Here is a 19,584-nt window from a genome sequence, read left to right on the forward strand (position 1 = left end):
GGCGGCTTCCGTCGTGACGACAGCCGTGGCGGCTCGACCGGCGGCGGTTTCCGTCGCGATGACAGCCGTGGCGGTTCGTCTTCGGGTGGTGGGTTCCGTCGTGATGACCGGGCTCCGCGTCGGGATGACGACCGTGGTGGGCGTCCGAGTGGTGGGTTCGAGCGTCGTGACGACCGGCCGCGTGGGCCGCGTCGCGACGACGACAACCGCAGCGGCGGCTTCCGCCGCGACGACAACCGTGGCGGCTCGACCGGCGGCGGTTTCCGTCGCGATGACAGCCGTGGCGGCTCGACCGGTGGTGGTTTCCGTCGTGACGACAGCCGTGGCGGCTCGACCGGTGGTGGTTTCCGTCGTGACGACAGCCGTGGCGGCTCGACCGGTGGTGGTTTCCGTCGTGACGACAGCCGCGGTGGGGCGTCTTCGGGTGGTGGGTTCCGTCGTGATGACCGGGCTCCGCGTCGGGATGACGACCGTGGTGGGCGTCCGAGTGGTGGGTTCGAGCGTCGTGACGACCGGCCGCGTGGGCCGCGTCGCGACGACGACAGCCGTGGTGGCTCCTCCGGTGGTGGTTTCCGTCGTGACGACAGCCGTGGTGGCTCGTCCGGCGGCGGTTTCCGTCGTGACGACAGCCGTGGCGGTTCCTCCGGCGGCGGTTTCCGCGGTCAGCGGGACGACCGGGACCGTGGGGGCTACCGCGGACGCGACGACCGTGGCGGTTACGAGCGGCGGGACGACCGGGACCGTGAGCCCATCAAGCGGCTTCCGATCCCCGACGACGTCACCGGTCACGAGATCGACAAGGACGTCCGCCAGGAGCTGATGAGCCTCCCGAAGACACTGGCTGAAGACGTGGCCAGGAACCTCGTCATGGTGGCCCGTCTCCTCGACGAGGACCCCGAGCAGGCGTACGCGTACGCGCGCATCGCCCTGCGGCTCGCCTCGCGCGTGGCCGCTGTGCGGGAGGCCGCGGGCTTCGCCGCCTACGCCACCCAGAGGTACGCGGAGGCGCTGGCGGAGTTCCGGGCGTCCCGGCGCATGACCGGTTCCGTGGAACTGTGGCCCGTCATGGCCGACTGCGAGCGCGGACTGGGTCGGCCCGAGCGGGCGATGGCCATGGCCGGTGAGCCCGAGGTGCAGAAGTTGGACAAGGCCGGTCAGGTCGAGATGCGTCTGGTCGCCGCTGGGGCCCGCAGGGACATGGGGCAGATCGACGCGGCCATCGTGACGCTGCAGAGCTCCGAGCTCGCGTCCAGCGCCGTGCACCCGTGGACGCCGCGCCTTCGTTACGCGTACGCGGACGCGCTGCTGGCAGCCGGTCGTGAGGACGAGGCGCGGGAGTGGTTCGGGAAGGCCCTGGAGGCCGACAAGGACGGTTCCACCGACGCGTCCGACCGCCTGGCTGAGCTGGACGGTGTCGAGTTCGTCGACGCCCTCGGTGACGACGACGACGAGACCGCCGAGGTGACGGCGCCGGTCGTGACCGAGGCCGACAACGACCTCGAAGACCCCGATGACCAGGACGACGACGAGGACGACGAGGACGGTCCCGTCAAGGCGTAGGCATAGGGAAGAGGCATGAAAGAGGGCGGCACCCCCGGGGTGCCGCCCTCTTCTGCGTTCGGGAACGGATCAGCCGAGCGCCAGGCTGCGCAGGACCAGGCCGGTGGCCGGCTTCGGGCCGAAGGAGGTCGACTTGCGGGGCATGGTGACGCCCTGGCGGGCCAGGTCCCGTACGACCTCTTCACGCACCGGATGCATCAGCACCGCCGTCGAGTCGTGGCGTTCGGCCTGTTCGACGGCGGCTGCCGTGTCATGGATGTAGGCGATGCGGGCCGGGTCGTCGGGGATCCGCCAGACGTGGTCGAGCAGGGCCGAGTGCAGGACCGTCGCGTCGAGGGTGCGCCAGGCGGCCGGCCTGTCCGCGGGAACCGTGCGGGCCAGCAGGGTCTCGTCGGGGCGGTCCGCCAGATGGAAGGCGCCGTCACCGGCGAGCAGGAAGGCGTTGCCCTCGGACGCCGCGGCGGCCAGGGCGTCCAGCGCCCGGGGGAGCGGTCCCTCGACGGTGCGGACGCGGAACAGGCCGTCCAGGGCGGCCAGCGCGTCCCTCACCGGCAGGCCGTGCAGCAGTCGGTGGATGGAGCGGACCCGGAGGGGGTAGCGGGCGGTGTCCACCAGGAGGACCAGGCCGAAGTCCCAGGGCCCGGGGACGGTGTGCTCCCGCTGGAGCCGGAGGTAGGTGGCCCATCGGTGGTGCCCGTCGGCGATCAGTGCCTGGCGACCGGCCAGATCCCTTTCGATCTCCGTACGGTCGGTGGGGTCGGTGACCGCCCACAGCCGGTGGCTGAAGCCGTCCTCGGTCGTCGTGGCGAGCAGCGGCGGGCCCTGGATGGTCCGCTCGATGACCGCGGTCGCCCCCGTGGCGTCGCCGTCGCTGCGGTAGGTCAGCAGCAGCGGTTCGAGATGCGCCGCCGTCGTCCGCATCAGGTCGGCGCGGTCCTCGACGACATGGGCCATCACGTCCTCGTGGGGGAGCACGATGCCCTCGGCAGGGCCGGAGAGGGCCAGTGCGCCGACGAGGCCGCGCTGCAGGATCTCGTCGTTGCGCTGCTCGTACACGTAGAGCGCGGGTTCGGAGTCGGCGGCGAGTATGCCCTCGGCCAGCCAGCGCTGCAGGGTCGCCGCGGCCTGCTCGGGCCGGGCGGCCGGGGAGTCGGCCTGCGGAAGGATCAGGCGCACGATGTTGTGCGGATCCGCCGATTCCAGGTGGAGCAGCCCGTCGGGCCGGACGACGACGTCGTACGGGGGCGAGGTCACCGCCGCGAGACTGCCGACCCGCTCGGGGACGTAGCGCAGTCCACGGAACGGATACAGGCGCAGTCCCTTGTCCGCCGGGCCTCGTGTGTTCATTTCTGCATCGTATGTGCGCTCCGGGTATGCGCGATGATCGGGGGAGACGCAGGCAACGAGGAGCGCGGGATATGAGTCAGGCGAGCAGGACCAGGCCGAGCGGGAGCAGCACCGCGCTGAGCGAGGCGTACGACACGGCGCTGCTGGATCTCGATGGGGTGGTGTACGCGGGCGGGCAGGCGATCGCTCATGCCGTCGACGCCCTGCGCACCGCGCGGGACGGCGGAATGCACCTGGCGTACGTCACCAACAACGCCCTGCGGACTCCGGCCGCGGTGGCGGAGCATCTGACCGAGCTGGGGGTGCCCGCCGAGCCCGCCGATGTGATCACCTCGGCGCAGGCCGTGGCCCGGCTGGTCGCCGATCAGCTGCCGGAGGGGGCGCGCGTGCTCGTGATCGGGGGCGAGGGGCTGCGGGTGGCGCTGCGCGAACGGGGCCTGGTGCCGGTGGAGTCCGCGGACGACGACCCGGCCGCGGTGGTGCAGGGGTACGGCGGGCCCGACATGGCGTGGGGCCGCTTCGCCGAGGCCTCGTACGCGATCAATCGCGGGCTGCCGTGGTTCGCGTCCAACACGGATCTGACGATTCCGGGCGCCCGGGGGATCGCGCCGGGCAACGGCGCCGCCGTGGAGGTCGTACGGATCGCCACCGGGGCCGAGCCGCAGGTGGCGGGGAAACCGCTGCCTCCGATGCACCGTGAGACGGTGCTGCGGACGGGGGCCGAGCGGCCGCTCGTGGTGGGCGACCGGCTCGACACGGACATCGAGGGGGCGTTCAACGGAGGCGTGGACTCGCTGCTGGTGCTCACCGGGGTGACGGACGCGGCGCAGCTGGTGACCGCGGTCCCCGAGCACCGGCCGACGTACGTCGACGCCGATCTGCGGGGTCTGCTGACGGGGCAGCCCGAGGTGACGAGGACGGGCGAGGCGTACGCCTGCGGCGGCTGGACGGCGTCCGTACGCGGCGGGGAGCTGGTGCTGGACGGCGACGGCGAGGCGCTCGACGGTCTGCGGGCGCTGTGCGCGGCGGCGTGGTCGCATGCCGGGGACGGTGCGTGCGCGCTGGACGCGGGCAAGGCGGTGGCCCGGCTCGGACTGTAGGCGACGGTCCGGCCTTCCCCGCCCCCCGGGCCGGAGGCTTGGCGGGGGTGGCCGGATCATGTCCATGCGAGGCTAGGCTAACCTAACTCGCGTGTTGGTTGAGAGTCCTCCGAAACCGAGCGCAGGCCCGCCGGCCGCGCCGGACAGCGCCGCGCCCCCCGGACGCCATGCGGTACGCGCCGCAGGGCTCCTGGTGGCGCTGGCCGCCCTGGTGCTGGTGTGCCTGGCGAGCATCGCGATCGGCGCCAAGGGGCTGCCGGTCGCCGACGTGTGGCACGGCCTGTTCCACCCCACGGGCAGCGGCGACGACGTCCTCGTACGGAAGGTGCGGATCCCCCGGACCGTGCTCGGCCTGGTCGTCGGCGCCGCGCTCGGGCTCGCCGGGGCCGTGATGCAGGCGCTGACCCGCAACCCGCTGGCCGAGCCGGGGCTGCTCGGGGTCAACGCCGGCGCCTCGGCGGCCGTCGTCTCCGCCATCAGCTTCCTCGGCGTCACCTCGCTGACCGGGTACGTCTGGTTCGCCTTCGCCGGAGCCGCGATCGTCTCGGTCGCCGTGTACCTGCTCGGCGGCAGCCGGTCCGCCAATCCGGTACGCCTCGCACTGGCCGGGACGGCCGTCACCGCCGCCCTGTACGGCTACGTCAACGCCGTACAGCTGCTGGATTCGGCGGCCCTGGACCGGTTGCGGTTCTGGACGGTCGGCTCGCTGGCCTCCGCCGACATGGAGACGGTCGGCAAGGTGTGGCCGTTCATCGCACTCGGCGTCCTGCTCACGCTGCTCATCGCGCGGCCGCTCAACGCCCTGGAGATGGGCGACGACACCGCGCGCTCCCTCGGCGCCCATCTGACGCGGACCAGGATCCTGGCGATGCTCGCCGTCACCCTGCTGTGCGGCGCCGCGACGGCCGCGTGCGGGCCGATCGTCTTCATCGGGCTGATGATCCCCCACCTGGTGCGCACGATCACCGGCCCCGACATGCGGTGGATCCTGCCCTACGCGGCGGTGCTCTCCCCGGTGCTCCTGCTCGGCGCGGACGTGGTCGGCCGGGTCGTCGCCCGGCCGTCCGAACTGCAGGTCGGCATCGTCACCGCGCTGCTCGGCGGGCCCGTCTTCATCCACCTCGTACGACGCAAGAGGATGTCCCAGCTGTGAAGGCCACCCAGGAGCAGACGCCTGCGCAGGCCGCGGGGACGGCGCGGTCGGTGCGGGCCGTCCGGACGGCCGGCGGCTATTCGTTCCGGATGAACGTCCGGGCGTCCCTCGTCATCCTGCTGCTCGCCGTCGTGGCGGCCGGCACGTCCGTCGTCCTCATCGGCAGCGGCGACTTCTCGATGACGCCGGGCGAGGTCGTGACCACGCTCTTCGGACGCGGCACCTTCCAGCAGGAGTTCATCGTCACGGACCTGCGCCTGCCGCGGGTGCTGGTCGGTCTTCTCGTGGGGGCGGCGCTGGGCGTCGGCGGGGCCGTGTTCCAGACCCTCTCGCGCAACCCGCTCGGCAGCCCCGACGTGCTCGGCTTCGGCCAGGGCGCCACCGTGGGCGCGCTGACCGTGATCGTCCTCTTCCATGGCGGCGCGACAGCGGTCGCGGGCGGCGCGGTGGTCGGCGGCCTGCTGACCGGCGTCGCCGTCTACGTGCTGGCGTGGAAGCGCGGGGTGCACGGTTTCCGGCTCGTCCTGGTCGGGATCGGCGCGGCCGCGATGCTCACGGCCGCGACCCAGTACCTGATCACCAAGGCCGACCTGGTCGACGCGACCCGTGCCGTCGTCTGGATGACCGGCTCGCTCGACGGCCGGGACTGGGCGCAGGTCCGGCCCCTGCTCGTGGTCTGCGGCCTGCTGCTCCCGGTGGTGTTCGCGCACGGGCCCGCGCTGCGGGTGATGGAGATGGGCGACGACGCCGCGTACGCCCTCGGGGTGGGCGTCGAGCGCACCCGGCTCGTCCTGATGGGCTCCGCCGTCCTTCTCGTCGCCGTCGCCACCGCCGCGGCGGGACCGATCGCGTTCGTCTCGCTGAGCGCCCCGCAGCTCGCCCGCCGGCTCACCCGCTTCACCGGCCCCAACCTGGTGGCCTCGACCTTCATGGGGGCGGCGCTCCTCCTCGTCGCGGACTGGGTGTCGATGGAGGCCTTCGGCGACCGGCAGCTGCCCGTCGGCGTCGTCACCGGGGTGCTCGGCGGCTGCTATCTGCTGTGGCTGCTCGTGTCCGAGCGCAAGGCGGGCCGTATATGAGGGCCCGCGCACGGGGCGCCGCTTCCGCGCCGCCTTCCCCTTCCCTTCCCCCCGCCGATCCCGCCCACCCCCGGAGTACGACCATGCAGCGCCTCACCGCGGACTCGGTGACCCTCGGCTACGACCAGCGGGTCATCGCGGAGAACCTCTCGGTCGAGATTCCCGACCACTCGTTCACCGTGATCGTCGGCCCCAACGCCTGCGGGAAGTCGACGCTGCTGCGGGCGCTCTCCCGGATGCTGAAGCCGGCCCGCGGCCAGGTGCTGCTGGACGGGGAGGCGATCCACGGGCTGCCCGCGAAGAAGGTGGCCAGGACCCTGGGGCTGCTGCCCCAGTCCTCCATCGCGCCGGAGGGCATCACCGTGGCGGATCTCGTGGCCCGGGGGCGGTACCCGCACCAGGGGCTGCTGCGGCAGTGGTCACCCGAGGACGAACGCATTGTCGAGGAATCGATGGCGTCGACCGGCGTGGGCGCGCTGGGTGATCGCTATGTCGACGAATTGTCCGGCGGCCAGCGTCAGCGGGTCTGGATCGCGATGGCACTCGCCCAGCAGACGCCGCTGCTGCTGCTCGACGAGCCGACGACGTACCTCGACATCCAGCACCAGATCGACGTGCTCGACCTGTGCGCGGAGCTGCACGAGACCCAGGGGCGCACGCTGGTGGCGGTCCTGCACGACCTGAACCACGCCGCGCGGTACGCCACGCACCTCATCGCCATGCGCGAGGGCGAGGTCGTCGCGGAGGGGGCGCCGGGGGAGATCGTCACCGCGGAGCTCGTGGAGCGGGTGTTCGGGCTGCGGTGCCAGGTGATCTCCGATCCGGAGACGGGGACGCCGCTGGTGGTCCCCGCGGCGCGGGTGCGCGGGGCGCGGGCAGCGCGGCCGGCACCGGTGTCCGGAGGCGCGTGAGCCTCGGCCACGCGTGGTCCTCAAGCGCCGGAGGGGCTTGAACGCAGGCGTGAGCGTTCCGAGGTCCGCGGGTCCCGGACGGGCCTTGGGCCGGGCGTGACGGGGTTCAGAGACGTCCTCGAGCGCCGGACGGGCCTCATGCGCCTACAGCAGTGATCTGAGTTTCAGCAGGTCGCGGAAGCCCGCCTCCAGGCGGACCCGGCCCGAGCCCCACGCCTTCGCGAAGTTCAGGTCGCCGTCCACCAGCGCCACCAGGTCGTCCCCGGTCATCGCGAGCCGGATCTCCGCCTTCTCCGGGGGCGGTCCCTCGACCGTGTCCAGGACCTGGATCCGGCCCCCGGCGAGGCGTCCGGTGAACGTCACGTCGAGGTCCTTGATGTAGCAGCTCAGCGAGCGGTCGAGCGCCGCCGCGCTGCGCACGTCGCCGTCGGCCCCCGCGAGGGTGTCGGAAAGTCTGTCGAGTGCGCTGCGGCACTCCGCCATGGTCGCCATCGTGATCGACGGTACCGCAGCGCCTCGCGGTAGCGTTTCCCGCATGAGCGACTCGACGCCGGGGCCCGACACGGCCGCCGGAACCGCGCCCGGGGAGATGCCGCACGAGGCGCCGCAGGAGCCGGCCCCCGTGGTCTCGCACGAGCCGGCCGCCCCGGCGCCCCTCGGTGTCGTCCGCACGCCCACGGGCCACGCCGACGTGGACGCGCACCTGGAGCGTCTGGCCGATGCGGACCACCTCGCGGCTGACGGACACATCGAGGTGTACGAGGATGTACACCGTGGCCTGCGCGACGAGCTGACCGCGCTGGACGCCAGGCCCGCCCCCGCACCCACGCCCACGTACGACCACGCGCACGACAGCGCGTACAACGACAGGAGCTGAACCGAACGTGGCAGGAGTGGCCCGTCGCCGCCTCGACGCCGAGCTGGTACGCCGGAAGCTCGCCCGCTCACGCGAGCATGCGAGCCAGCTGATCGCCGCAGGACGGGTGACCGTCGGCGGCAACACCGCGAGCAAACCGGCCACCCAGGTCGAGACGAGTGCCGCCCTCGTCGTCACCAAGGACGACAGCGACCCCGAGTACGTCTCACGGGGCGGCCACAAGCTGGCGGGCGCCCTCGCCGCCTTCGTCCCGCTCGGGCTGGAGGTGGAGGGGCGCCGGGCTCTGGACGCCGGGGCGTCGACGGGCGGGTTCACCGATGTGCTGCTGCGGGCCGGAGCGGCCCGCGTCGTCGCCGTGGACGTCGGCTACGGGCAGCTCGCCTGGTCGCTCCAGTCCGATGAACGCGTCCTCGTCAAGGACCGCACCAATGTGCGGGAACTGACCCTGGAGGCGATCGACGGCGAGCCGGTGGACCTGGTGGTGGGCGACCTGTCCTTCATCCCGCTCGGTCTCGTGCTGCCCGCCCTGGCGCGCTGCGCCGCCCCCGGCGCGGACCTGGTCCTCATGGTCAAGCCCCAGTTCGAGGTCGGCAAGGAGCGCCTCGGCAGCGGGGGTGTGGTGCGCAGCCCCGAGCTGCGCGCCGAGGCGGTACGGGAGGTGGCCCGACGGGCCTGGGCGCTCGGCCTGGGCGTCCGGGGTGTGACGGCGAGCCCGCTGCCCGGGCCGTCGGGGAACGTCGAGTACTTTCTGTGGCTGCGGGCCGGAGCACCGGAGCTTGATCCCGCAGATGTCGACCGTGCAGTGGCGGAGGGGCCTCGTTGACGACGAATGCGGCACGAACAGTCTTTCTCTTGGCACACACCGGCCGGCCGGCCGCGATCCGCAGTGCCGAGCTCGTCGTTCAGGGGCTGCTCCGCAGCGGCCTGGGCGTACGCGTACTGGCGACGGAGGCGGCCGACCTGCCGCTGCCGTCCTCCGTCGAGACCGTCACGGACGCCACGCCCGAGGCGGTGACGGGTTGTGAACTCCTGATCGTGCTGGGCGGCGACGGGACGCTGCTGCGCGGCGCCGAGCTCTCGCGCGCCTCCGGGGTGCCGATGCTGGGCGTCAACCTCGGACGCGTCGGCTTCCTCGCCGAGGCCGAGCGCGACGACCTCGACAAGGTCGTGGACCGGGTCGTCACCCGGGCGTACACGGTCGAGGAGCGCATGACGATCGACGTCCTCGTGCACCGCAACGGCGACGTCGTCCACACGGACTGGGCCCTCAACGAGGCCGCCGTGCAGAAGGTGTCGCCCGAGCGGATGCTGGAGGTCGTCCTGGAGATCGACGGCCGGCCGGTGACCGGGTTCGGCTGCGACGGCATCGTCTGCGCGACGCCGACCGGCTCGACCGCGTACGCCTTCTCGGCGGGCGGGCCCGTCGTGTGGCCCGAGGTCGAGGCGCTGCTGATGGTCCCGATCAGCGCCCACGCGCTCTTCGCCAAGCCGCTGGTGACCTCGCCGACCTCGGTCCTCGCCGTCGAGGTCCAGCCGCACACCCCGCACGGGGTGCTGTGGTGCGACGGGCGCAGGACCGTGGAGCTGCCCGCGGGCGCGCGCGTCGAGGTGCGTCGAGGCGCCGTGCCCGTACGGCTGGCGCGGCTGCACCAGGCCTCCTTCACCGACCGGCTGGTGGCGAAGTTCGCGCTGCCCGTGTCGGGGTGGCGGGGCGCACCGCACTGACCCGGGCGCGGCCCGCCCGTCAGCGGATCGGGCGGCGCGGCCGTGGCCCGTGTGCACGAGGGCCGGGAAACCTCGTATGGTCATGTCCGTGTTGGAGGAGATGCGGATACGGTCGCTCGGAGTCATCGACGACGCGGTGGTGGAACTGTCACCCGGTTTCACCGCGGTGACCGGTGAGACCGGCGCGGGCAAGACCATGGTCGTCACCAGCCTGGGGCTGCTGCTCGGCGGACGCGCCGATCCCGCCCTGGTGCGGATCGGCGCCAAGGCCGCGGTCGTCGAGGGCCGGATCACGGTGGCCGAGGGCGACGCGGCGGCGCTGCGGGCCGAGGAGGCAGGGGCCGAGATCGAGGACGGTGCGCTGCTCATCAGCCGTACCGTTTCCGCCGAGGGGCGCTCCCGCGCCCACCTCGGCGGCAGGTCCGTGCCCGTGGGAGTGCTGGCCGAACTCGCCGACGAACTCGTCGCCGTGCACGGCCAGACCGACCAGCAGGGTCTGCTCAAGCCGGCCCGCCAGCGGCAGGCCCTGGACCGGTACGCGGGCGACGGCGTCGCCGTGCCCCTCGCCACGTACGCGGCGGCCTACCGGCGGCTGCGCGAGGTCGCCGGTGAGCTCGACGAGCTGACCACACGTGCCCGTGAGCGGGCCCAGGAAGCCGATCTGCTGCGTTTCGGGCTGAACGAGATCGCCGCGGTCGAACCGTTGCCCGGCGAGGACACCGAACTCGCCGCCGAGGCCCAGCGCCTCGGTCACGCCGACGCGCTCGCCTCCGCCGCCGCTCTCGCGCACACCGCGCTGGCCGGCAACCCCGAGGACCAGGAGGCCGTCGACGCGACGACCGTCGTCGCGGCGGCCCGGCAGGCGCTGGACGGGGTGCGCGCCCACGACCCGGCGCTCGCCGCGCTCGCCGACCGGGTCGGCGAGATCTCCATCCTGCTCGCCGACGTCGCGGGGGAACTGGCCGGGTACGCGGACCAGCTGGACTCCGACCCCCTGCGCCTCGCCGCGGTCGAGGAGCGCCGGGCCGCGCTCACGGGCCTCACCCGCAAGTACGGCGCCGACATCGCCGCCGTACTGGCCTGGGCCGAGGACGGGGCACGCCGGCTGACCGAGCTGGAGGGCGACGACGACCGGATCGGCGAGCTGACCGCTGAGCGGGACGCGCTGCGCGCCGAACTCTCCGTGCTCGGACAGGCGTTGACCGATGCCCGCACGGCGGCCGCCGCGCTCTTCGCCGAAGCGGTGACCGAGGAACTCGCCTCCCTCGCGATGCCGCACGCCCGCGTCTCCTTCGACATCCGGCAGACCGAGACGGCGGACGAGGCGTCCGGCATCGAGATCGGCGGACGCAACGTGGCCTACGGTCCCTCCGGCGCCGACGAGGTCGAACTCCTGCTGGCCCCGCACCCCGGCGCCCAGCCCCGTCCGATCGCCAAGGGCGCGTCGGGCGGCGAACTGTCCCGGGTGATGCTCGCCGTCGAGGTGGTCTTCGCCGGCTCCGACCCCGTGCCCACCTACCTCTTCGACGAGGTCGACGCCGGGGTCGGCGGCAAGGCGGCCGTCGAGGTCGGCCGCCGGCTGGCGAAGCTCGCCAGGTCCGCCCAGGTCGTGGTCGTCACCCACCTGCCCCAGGTGGCCGCGTTCGCCGACCGGCAGCTGCTGGTCGAGAAGACCGTGGACGGCTCCGTGACCAGGAGCGGCGTCACGGTCCTGGAGGGCGAGGACCGGGTACGGGAGCTTTCCCGGATGCTCGCGGGCCAGGAGGACTCCGAGACGGCCCGGGCGCACGCCGAGGAACTGCTGGCCACGGCGCGGGCGGACGGCTGAGGGTCCCGCCGCCGGGCTGCCGCGGCGGCCCGGCGGCCTGACGCATTTCACCCGTGCGAGTGGTGCGCCACGCCCGGTTTGTTGCGGTGCGCACCGGCGTATCGGGGCGGCCGTGCCGGAACGTGCGTACGGACTGGCATCCTTGGCCGTGTACCTACGGCCGTCGGGCGACGCCGTTACCCCCGACTCGGGATCCCCGGGAGCCATTCAACGTGTCACAGCTGCGTACGGTCCAAGTGCTGGGCGGCGGCAGTGCGGGCAGCAGTGCCCATGTCGGTTCGCTGGCCGCCGGACTGGTCGCGCGAGGCGTGCAGGTCACCGTCTGCGCTCCGGCCGCACTGGACCGTGCCTATGAATTCTCCGCCACGGGGGCCCACTTCACGCCCGTGCCGCGGCGCAGCGACCCCGCCGCCGTCGCCGCCCTGCGGGCCGCCTGCGCGGGGGCCGACGTCGTGCACGCGCACGGGGTGCACGCCGCCCTGCGGGCCGCGCTGGCGCTCGGTGGGCGGCAGGTCCCGCTGGTCGTCACCTGGCACACCCGGACCCATGCGGAGGGCGCGCGCCGCCGGCTGCTGCACCTGATGGAGCGAAGGTCCGCCCGCGCGGCCTCGGTGGTGCTCGGCGCGTCCTCGGACCTGGTCGACCGGGCCCGGCGCCGGGGCGCGCGCGACGCCCGCCTCGCGCCCGTCGCCATTCCCGCACCGCGTGTCCCCCCATCGGTGCCCGATGGCAAGGTGCGTGCCGAAATCGGCGCGACAGCACGGCCGTTGATCATGGCGGTGGGCAGCCTCGTACCCCATCACGGATACGGCACGCTGCTCGACGCCGCACGGATGTGGCGCCGGCTCGACCCCGTACCCCTGCTGGTCATCGCCGGCGAGGGGCGGGAGCGGGCGGCGCTGCGGCGCAGGATCAAGGACGAGGACCTGCCCGTCTCGCTGATCGGCAGCCGCACCGACGTTCCCGAACTCCTGGCCGCCGCCGACCTGGTCGTGCTGCCCAGCCGGTGGGAGGCGCGTTCGGTGCTGGCCCAGGAGGCGCTGCGGATCGGCGCGCCGCTGGTCGCCACCGCCGTCGGCGGAGTGCCCGAACTCGTGGGGGACGCCGCCGCACTCGTGCCGTACGCGAACGCGGAGGCGCTCGCCCGGACCGTGGCCCGGCTGCTGGGCGATCCGGCGGAACGCGAGCGACTGGCGGCCGCCGGGCCGCTGCAGGCGGCGAGTTGGCCGACCGAGGACGACACGGTCGCCCACGTTCTCAGCGTGTACGACGAACTGGCCCAGCCCCTCGCGGCCGCCCGTACCTCCTGAGGACCGGGTTCACGTCGCGTGGCGGCGGGCGCGCAGAGCCAGGCTCAGCGCCAGGACGGCCTGCGGGTCGTCCAGATCGGTGCCGAGCAGTTCCCCTATGCGGGCCAGCCGGTTGTACAGCGTCTGCCGGTTCAGATGCAGCTCACGCGCCGTCTCCGCCTTGCGTCCCGCATGCGCGAGATACGTCTCCAGCGTGGGCAGCAGCGGCGGGCGCGAGGTGCGGTCGTGATCGCGCAACGGGCCGATCGCCCGTTCCACGAACGCCGCCAGATCCGGATGGTCCCGCAGCCGCCACAGCAACAGATCGATGTCGAGACGGCGCGCGTCGTACCAGGGCCGGTCGCCGAGCCCTTGCGCCGCCGTGGCCGTCTCCGCGGCATGCCGCAGCCCCGCCCCGGCCGCCGCCCAGCCGCCCGCCACCCCGACCACCACGACGGGGGGATGGGAACCCGCCCGTTCCAGACCGGCCCGCTCCACCCCGGCCCGCAACGCCGCGGCGACCCGGTCGGCCACCGCCGTACGCTCCGTCTCCGTGCGCAGCCCCAGCAACAGCGGCACCCGGCCCTCCACCGGCCGCACCCCGAGCAGCACCGGCACGCCCACCGAGGACAGCTCCTCCAGGACCGCACGCGCCAGCAGCGCCCAGTTGCCGGAGGGGGAGAGCTCCGGGGCCAGCCGCATCACGACGGGCAGCAGCGGCATCTCGCCCGGCTTGAAGCCCAGCACGCGGGCCTGCGCCGGCGCGTCCTCGGGGGTGATCCGGCCCTCCGCGAGATCGGTGAGGAAGTCGCCGCGGCCGCGCGCCGCGAGTTCCTCCTCCTGGCGGGCCTGCATCAGCACCACCGCCAGAATGCCCGCGGCCCGCTCCGCCGCCATCCGGTGCACCGGCACCAGCGGCCCGTCCACGGCCAGCAGGACCAGCCTGGCGCGCACCGAACCGGCCCCCGGACCACCGCCCGGCACATCCACCAGCACCGCGCCGACGGGCGGCGACTCCCGGGCCGCCCGGCCGCCCCGCATCCCGTCCCACACCTGGAGCGGATCGGGGGAGACCGGGCCCGACTCGGTGCCCGCCGCGTACAGCAGCTGGCCGTCCGCGGTCTCCAGGAAGACCGGGTTCGCCGTGAAATCCGCGAGGATGCCCAGTACCTGGGGCACCCCGCCGCCCCCGAGCAGGGCCTGCGTGCAGCGCCGGTGGACCTCCTCGGCGCGCTGCAGGAGCGCGTAGTGACCGTTGACGATCTCGGTGTGGATCTCCTCCGTCACCGTCACGAACGGCACCTCGCGGTGCAGCTGGACCAGCGGCAGCCCGGCCGCGCGGGCGGCGTCCACGATCGAGGACGGCAGCCTGCTGAAGCGCGGACCGAGCTCCACCACGAGCGCGGCGATGCCGCGGTCCGCGAGCCGGCGGACGAACGCGCGCTGCTCGGCGGGGCGGGTGCCGAGCCCCAGACCGGTGGTGAGGAGCAGCTCCCCGCCCTTCAGCAGGGACGCGATGTTGGGGACCTCGCCCGCGTGCACCCAGCGCACGGTGCGGCCGAGCCGGTCGGCGCCGGTCACCACCTCGGGAAGTCCGCTGCGCAGCCCCGGCAGCTCCAGGGCTCGCTGCACGGTGATGCCGCCTTGGGTCTCCACTGCTCTGGCCTCGCGCTCCGCGTCGGTCGGACCGGGCGGTCGCACGGTCGCGCCCGCCCTGGTCAGGAAGGTACCGGCCCGGAGCGCCGGAGGCCGCGCCGGGGCGGTACGCCGTTGACACCGGCGGGACCCGCTGCGATCTTGACATGTCGTTACCGGGGCGAGGGGGGAAGCATGGACGAGGACACGCTGCCGTACGGGGCCGGAGCAGGCGAGGGCGCCTCCGGGAGGGCTGGGGACGGGACGCGTCACGTGGACGCCCCGCCCGGTCCGCTGGTCGACGCCCACTGGCTCGCCGCGCGGCTCGGCCGCGCGGGGCTGCTGGTGTTCGACGCCTCCGTCGGCGCGCACCGGGGGGCCGGGCAGAGGATCGCGGGCGCGCGGCGGTTCGACATCGACGGCGCGCTCTCCGACCCCACGGGGCCGCTGCCCCACACGATGCCCGACGCCGGCCGGTTCACCGAGGAACTGCGCTCCCTGGGCCTCCACGACGGCGACACGGTCGTGGTCTACGACGCGGTGGGGATCTACTCCAGCGCCCGGGCCTGGTGGATGCTCCGCGCGATGGGCTTCGACCGGGTCGCGGTGCTCGACGGGGGCCTGCCCGGCTGGGCGGCTGCCGGACTGCCGATGGAGGACGGCGAGCCCGCCGTCCCCGCGGAGCGCGGCGACTTCACGGCCAGACCGCGCGCGGGACTTCTCGTGGGCGCCGACGAAGTGGCGGCGGCCCTCTCCGACCCGGCATCCGCCGTCTTCGACGCCCGTTCCCGTGAACGCTTTCTCGGCACGGCCCCCGAGCCGCGCCCGGGTCTGCGCCGCGGCCACATGCCCGGGGCGGTCAGCCTGCCCTTCGGCGAGCTCCAGCACGAGGGCCGGATGCGCCCGGCGGCGGAACTGCGGGCCGCGTTCGCCGGTCCGGCGCAGGGCCGGGAGCGGCTGATCTTCAGCTGCGGATCGGGTGTCACCGCCTGCGTCCTGACGCTGGGCGCCGCACTCGCCGGATACCGCGACCTGGCGGTCTACGACGGCTCCTGGAGCGAGTGGGGACTGCCCTCGGAGCACCGCCCGGCCGTGACGGACGGGCCGGGGCGGGCCGGCTGACGACGGCGCCGCGGTGGGCCTCCCGGCGCCTCGCCGTTCCGCCCACCGCCGCCCGCCCGGCCCGCCGACGGCGGGCCCCGCCGTCAGCCCACGTACGCCCCGCTCGCCGTCAGCCGCAGCGCCGTGTCGATCAGCGGCACGTGGCTGAAGGCCTGCGGGAAGTTGCCCACCTGGCGCTGCAGCCGGGCGTCCCACTCCTCCGCCAGCAGGCCCAGGTCGTTGCGCAGGGCCAGCAGGCGCTCGAAGAGCTGGCGGGCCTCGTCGACCCGGCCGATCATCGCCAGGTCGTCCGCCAGCCAGAACGAACAGGCCAGGAACGCGCCCTCGTCGCCCTCCAGGCCGTCGACCCCCGCGTCCTCCCCGGACGTGGGGTAGCGGAGCACGAAGCCGTCCTCGGTGGACAGCTCCCGCTGGATCGCCTCGATCGTGCCGATGACCCGCTTGTCGTCGGGCGGCAGGAACCCCATCTGCGGGATCAGCAGCAGGGAGGCGTCCAGCTCCTTCGACCCGTAGGACTGGGTGAAGGTGTTGCGCTCCTTGTCGTAGCCCCGCTCGCAGACCGTGCGGTGGATGTCGTCGCGCAGCTCACGCCACTTCTCCAGCGGGCCGTCCGTGTCGCCGGACTCGATCAGCTTGATCGTCCGGTCGACCGCCACCCACGCCATCACCTTGGAGTGAACGAAGTGCCGGCGCGGACCGCGCACCTCCCAGATGCCCTCGTCCGGCTCTTCCCAGTGCTTCTCCAGGTACTCGATCAGCTTGAGCTGGAGACCGGTCGCGTAGTCGTTGCGGGTCAGCCCCGTCATGTGCGCGAGGTGCAGGGCCTCGGTCACCTCGCCGTACACATCCAGCTGGAGCTGGCCCGCGGCGCCGTTGCCGACCCGGACCGGGCCGGAGTTCTCGTAACCGGGCAGCCACTCCAGCTCGGCCTCACCCAGCTCACGCTCGCCCGCGATGCCGTACATGATCTGGAGGTTCTCCGGGTCGCCCGCGACCGCCCGCAGCAGCCACTCGCGCCAGGCCCGGGCCTCCTCGCGGTAGCCGGTGCGCAGCAGCGAGGAGAGGGTGATCGCGGCGTCGCGCAGCCAGGTGTAGCGGTAGTCCCAGTTGCGGGAACCGCCGATGTCCTCGGGCAGGGAGGTGGTCGGCGCGGCGACGATGCCGCCCGTCGGCGCGTACGTCAGGGCCTTCAGGGTGATCAGCGAGCGGACCACGGCCTCGCGGTACGGGCCGTGGTACGTGCACTGGGCGACCCAGTCCCGCCAGAAGTCCGCGGTGGCCTCCAGCGCGCCCTCCGGGTCCGGGAGCGCGGGCGGCTCCCGGTGCGAGGGCTGCCAGCTGATGGTGAACGCGATCCGGTCACCCGGGGCGACCGTGAAGTCGGAATACGTGGTCAGGTTCTCCCCGTACGTCTCCGCCGGGGTGTCGAACCACACGGAATCCGGTCCCGCGACGGCGACAGTGCGGGTGTCCACCTTGTGGACCCACGGGGTGACGCGCCCGTAGCTGAACCGCATCCGCAGCTCCGAGCGCATCGGCACCCGGCCGCTGATTCCCTCCACGATCCGGATCAGCTGGGGCGCGCCGTCGCGCGGCGGCATGAAGTCGGTCACCCGGACCGTGCCGCGCGGCGTGTCCCATTCCGATTCCAGGATCAGTGAGTCCCCGCGGTAGCGGCGACGGTCCGCCGACGGCGGTTCGGCGCCCTCCGCGCGGGCCGGTCCCAGGCGCCAGAAGCCGTGCTCCTCGGTGCCCAGCAGTCCCGCGAAGACGGCGTGTGAATCGAAGCGGGGCAGGCACAGCCAGTCGGCCGTGCCGTCCCGGCAGACCAGGGCGGCGGTCTGCATGTCTCCGATGAGTGCGTAATCCTCGATGCGCCCGGCCACGTGCATCTCCAGTCGAACGGCCATGTCGCCCCGTGGGGCATTACTGCGGGTCAAGAGGTCGTTGCAAGGGGTTGATGTGGGGGGACCTGCGAACTCCTACCTCGCCCGAGCGAGTATCCGAGCAGGATACGACGCACCCGGATGATCCGCGCGACGCTCTTGACAACCGAGATGAGCCGAACGGGTGTGGTGTGTGAGACATGGGGTGATCCGGTGACCCGGGTGTGCCCATCGTGGCCGGAAGCAGGCTCCCCGCGTCGCTGTTACCCTGGTAGCCCGTGGACCGGTGGTCGTCGGCGACAGCAGACGAGGCCCCCGAACCGCAGCGACGGCACCTCCGGATTTCTCCGGACGGCAACGCCGGCACGCACCTCACGATCGCGACCACGGGAGCCCCCTTTGGCTATGCAGCCCACATCCACGACGACCAAGCACATCTTCGTCACCGGGGGTGTCGCCTCTTCCCTCGGCAAGGGTCTGACTGCCTCCAGCCTCGGCGCCCTGCTCAAGGCGCGCGGCCTCCGGGTCACCATGCAGAAGCTCGACCCGTACCTGAACGTCGACCCGGGCACGATGAACCCGTTCCAGCACGGTGAGGTGTTCGTCACCAACGACGGCGCCGAGACCGACCTGGACATCGGCCACTACGAGCGCTTCCTCGACGTGGACCTCGACGGCTCCGCCAACGTCACCACCGGCCAGGTCTACTCGCAGGTCATCGCCAAGGAGCGGCGCGGCGAGTACCTCGGTGACACCGTGCAGGTCATCCCGCACATCACCAACGAGATCAAGCACCGCATCCGGCGCATGGCCACCGACGACGTCGACGTCGTCATCACCGAGGTCGGCGGCACGGTCGGCGACATCGAGTCGCTGCCGTTCCTGGAGACCGTCCGCCAGGTCCGCCACGAGGTAGGCCGGGACAACGTCTTCGTCGTCCACATCTCGCTGCTGCCGTACATCGGCCCGTCCGGCGAACTCAAGACCAAGCCCACCCAGCACTCGGTGGCCGCCCTGCGCAACATCGGTATCCAGCCGGACGCCATCGTGCTGCGCGCGGACCGCGACGTACCGACCGCCATCAAGCGCAAGATCTCGCTGATGTGCGACGTCGACGAAGCCGCCGTGGTGGCCTGCCCGGACGCGAAGTCGATCTACGACATCCCGAAGGTGCTGCACTCCGAGGGCCTGGACGCCTACGTCGTGCGCAAGCTCGACCTGCCGTTCCGCGACGTCGACTGGACCACGTGGGGCGATCTGCTGGACCGCGTCCACAACCCCGACCACGAGGTCACCGTCGCGCTGGTCGGCAAGTACATCGACCTCCCCGACGCCTACCTCTCGGTCACCGAGGCCATCCGGGCCGGCGGCTTCGCCAACAAGGCCCGCGTCAAGGTCAAGTGGGTCGCCTCCGACGACTGCAAGACCCCGGCCGGCGCCAAGAAGCAGCTCGGCGACGTCGACGCGATCTGCATCCCCGGCGGCTTCGGCGAGCGCGGTGTCATCGGCAAGGTCGGCGCCATCCAGTACGCCCGCGAGAACAAGGTTCCGCTGCTGGGCCTGTGCCTGGGCCTGCAGTGCATCGTGATCGAGGCGGCGCGCAACCTCGCCGGGATCCCCGACGCCAACTCCACCGAGTTCGACGCCGCCACCGCGCACCCCGTCATCTCGACGATGGAGGAGCAGCTGGCCTACGTCGAGGGCGCGGGCGACCTGGGCGGCACCATGCGGCTCGGCCTGTACCCGGCGAAGCTCGCCGAGGGCTCGCTGGTCCGTGAGGCCTACGACGGCCAGCCGTACGTGGACGAGCGCCACCGTCACCGCTACGAGGTCAACAACGCCTACCGGGCCGAGCTGGAGAAGAAGGCCGGTCTGGTCTTCTCCGGCACCTCCCCGGACAACAAGCTCGTCGAGTACGTGGAGTACCCGCGCGAGGTGCACCCCTACCTGGTCGCCACCCAGGCGCACCCGGAGCTGCGCTCCCGCCCGACCCGCCCGCACCCGCTCTTCGCGGGCCTCGTGAAGGCGGCCGTCGCGCGCCAGGCGGCCGCCACGCCGGGCAAGTGACGTCG

At 73.1% G+C, this 19,584-nt stretch carries 17 protein-coding genes; 12 read left to right on the forward strand and 5 right to left on the reverse strand.

Annotated features, from left to right (window positions below):
• Positions 1 to 789 (reverse strand): hypothetical protein (locus tag E6R60_RS37835; RefSeq protein ID WP_136328113.1); only part of this gene is annotated, 789 nt, incomplete at its 3' end.
• A gap of 30 nt (positions 790 to 819) precedes the next feature.
• On the opposite strand from E6R60_RS37835, the gene E6R60_RS20755 reads away from it, so the two are divergent.
• Positions 820 to 1,560 (forward strand): tetratricopeptide repeat protein, encoded by a 741-nt coding sequence (locus tag E6R60_RS20755; protein ID WP_136328114.1) that lies wholly within the window; start codon positions 820 to 822, stop codon positions 1,558 to 1,560.
• 69 nt (positions 1,561 to 1,629) lie between these two features.
• On the opposite strand, the gene E6R60_RS20760 is transcribed toward E6R60_RS20755, so the two are convergent.
• Entirely contained in the window at positions 1,630 to 2,907 is a 1,278-nt protein-coding gene (locus tag E6R60_RS20760) for a DUF1015 domain-containing protein (RefSeq protein WP_136328115.1), read from the reverse strand.
• A 71-nt stretch (positions 2,908 to 2,978) separates the two neighbouring features.
• Here E6R60_RS20760 and E6R60_RS20765 point away from each other — a divergent pair, with 71 nt between their 5' ends.
• The 4 genes from E6R60_RS20765 (at position 2,979) to E6R60_RS20780 (ending at position 7,150) form a co-directional block, all read left to right on the forward strand.
• The gene (locus E6R60_RS20765) at positions 2,979 to 4,007 is read left to right on the forward strand and encodes an HAD-IIA family hydrolase (RefSeq protein WP_136328116.1); all 1,029 of its coding nucleotides are present in this window, start codon (positions 2,979 to 2,981) and stop codon (positions 4,005 to 4,007) included.
• A 193-nt stretch (positions 4,008 to 4,200) separates the two neighbouring features.
• Positions 4,201 to 5,160 carry an iron chelate uptake ABC transporter family permease subunit gene (locus E6R60_RS20770; RefSeq protein WP_136328248.1) on the forward strand — a complete coding sequence of 320 codons (960 nt, stop codon included), beginning with the start codon at positions 4,201 to 4,203 and terminating at the stop codon, positions 5,158 to 5,160.
• Positions 5,161 to 5,249: 89 nt separating this feature from the next.
• Positions 5,250 to 6,239, forward strand: a complete 990-nt coding sequence (locus E6R60_RS20775; RefSeq protein WP_136328249.1) for an iron chelate uptake ABC transporter family permease subunit — start codon at positions 5,250 to 5,252, stop codon at positions 6,237 to 6,239.
• An 83-nt stretch (positions 6,240 to 6,322) separates the two neighbouring features.
• Positions 6,323 to 7,150, forward strand: a complete 828-nt coding sequence (locus E6R60_RS20780; RefSeq protein ID WP_136328117.1) for an ABC transporter ATP-binding protein — start codon at positions 6,323 to 6,325, stop codon at positions 7,148 to 7,150.
• 144 nt (positions 7,151 to 7,294) lie between these two features.
• On the opposite strand, the gene E6R60_RS20785 is transcribed toward E6R60_RS20780, so the two are convergent.
• Positions 7,295 to 7,642: an SCP2 sterol-binding domain-containing protein gene (locus E6R60_RS20785; RefSeq protein ID WP_136328118.1), complete on the reverse strand. Its 348-nt coding sequence runs from the start codon at positions 7,640 to 7,642 to the stop codon at positions 7,295 to 7,297.
• A 97-nt stretch (positions 7,643 to 7,739) separates the two neighbouring features.
• Here E6R60_RS20785 and E6R60_RS20790 point away from each other — a divergent pair, with 97 nt between their 5' ends.
• From E6R60_RS20790 to E6R60_RS20810, 5 genes are all read left to right on the forward strand, one after another.
• Positions 7,740 to 8,027, forward strand: a complete 288-nt coding sequence (locus E6R60_RS20790; RefSeq protein WP_136328250.1) for a hypothetical protein — start codon at positions 7,740 to 7,742, stop codon at positions 8,025 to 8,027.
• Between the two features lie 7 nt (positions 8,028 to 8,034).
• A complete protein-coding gene (locus tag E6R60_RS20795; protein WP_136328119.1) occupies positions 8,035 to 8,850 on the forward strand; it encodes a TlyA family RNA methyltransferase in 816 nt (271 codons plus the stop codon).
• A complete protein-coding gene (locus E6R60_RS20800) occupies positions 8,847 to 9,752 on the forward strand; it encodes an NAD kinase (RefSeq protein WP_136328120.1) in 906 nt (301 codons plus the stop codon). The genes E6R60_RS20795 and E6R60_RS20800 overlap by 4 nt, the downstream gene beginning before the upstream one ends.
• Positions 9,753 to 9,834: 82 nt before the next feature.
• Positions 9,835 to 11,580: a DNA repair protein RecN gene (recN, locus tag E6R60_RS20805; protein WP_206309472.1), complete on the forward strand. Its 1,746-nt coding sequence runs from the start codon at positions 9,835 to 9,837 to the stop codon at positions 11,578 to 11,580.
• Positions 11,581 to 11,792: 212 nt separating this feature from the next.
• Positions 11,793 to 12,890: a glycosyltransferase family 4 protein gene (locus tag E6R60_RS20810; protein ID WP_136328122.1), complete on the forward strand. Its 1,098-nt coding sequence runs from the start codon at positions 11,793 to 11,795 to the stop codon at positions 12,888 to 12,890.
• Between the two features lie 9 nt (positions 12,891 to 12,899).
• Here the strand turns inward: E6R60_RS20810 and E6R60_RS20815 are convergent, their stop codons facing one another.
• Entirely contained in the window at positions 12,900 to 14,525 is a 1,626-nt protein-coding gene (locus tag E6R60_RS20815; RefSeq protein WP_136328251.1) for a PucR family transcriptional regulator, read from the reverse strand.
• A 174-nt stretch (positions 14,526 to 14,699) separates the two neighbouring features.
• Here E6R60_RS20815 and E6R60_RS20820 point away from each other — a divergent pair, with 174 nt between their 5' ends.
• On the forward strand, positions 14,700 to 15,626 hold the full coding sequence (locus E6R60_RS20820; RefSeq protein WP_136328123.1) for a sulfurtransferase: 927 nt from the start codon (positions 14,700 to 14,702) through the stop codon (positions 15,624 to 15,626).
• Between the two features lie 83 nt (positions 15,627 to 15,709).
• On the opposite strand, the gene E6R60_RS20825 is transcribed toward E6R60_RS20820, so the two are convergent.
• On the reverse strand, positions 15,710 to 17,512 hold the full coding sequence (locus E6R60_RS20825; RefSeq protein WP_136328252.1) for a glycoside hydrolase family 15 protein: 1,803 nt from the start codon (positions 17,510 to 17,512) through the stop codon (positions 15,710 to 15,712).
• Positions 17,513 to 17,917: 405 nt separating this feature from the next.
• Here E6R60_RS20825 and E6R60_RS20830 point away from each other — a divergent pair, with 405 nt between their 5' ends.
• A complete protein-coding gene (locus tag E6R60_RS20830) occupies positions 17,918 to 19,579 on the forward strand; it encodes a CTP synthase (protein ID WP_136328124.1) in 1,662 nt (553 codons plus the stop codon).
• Positions 19,580 to 19,584: the final 5 nt, after the last annotated feature.

This window comes from Streptomyces sp. A0642 (assembly GCF_004795105.1).
Taxonomy (GTDB): domain Bacteria; phylum Actinomycetota; class Actinomycetes; order Streptomycetales; family Streptomycetaceae; genus Streptomyces.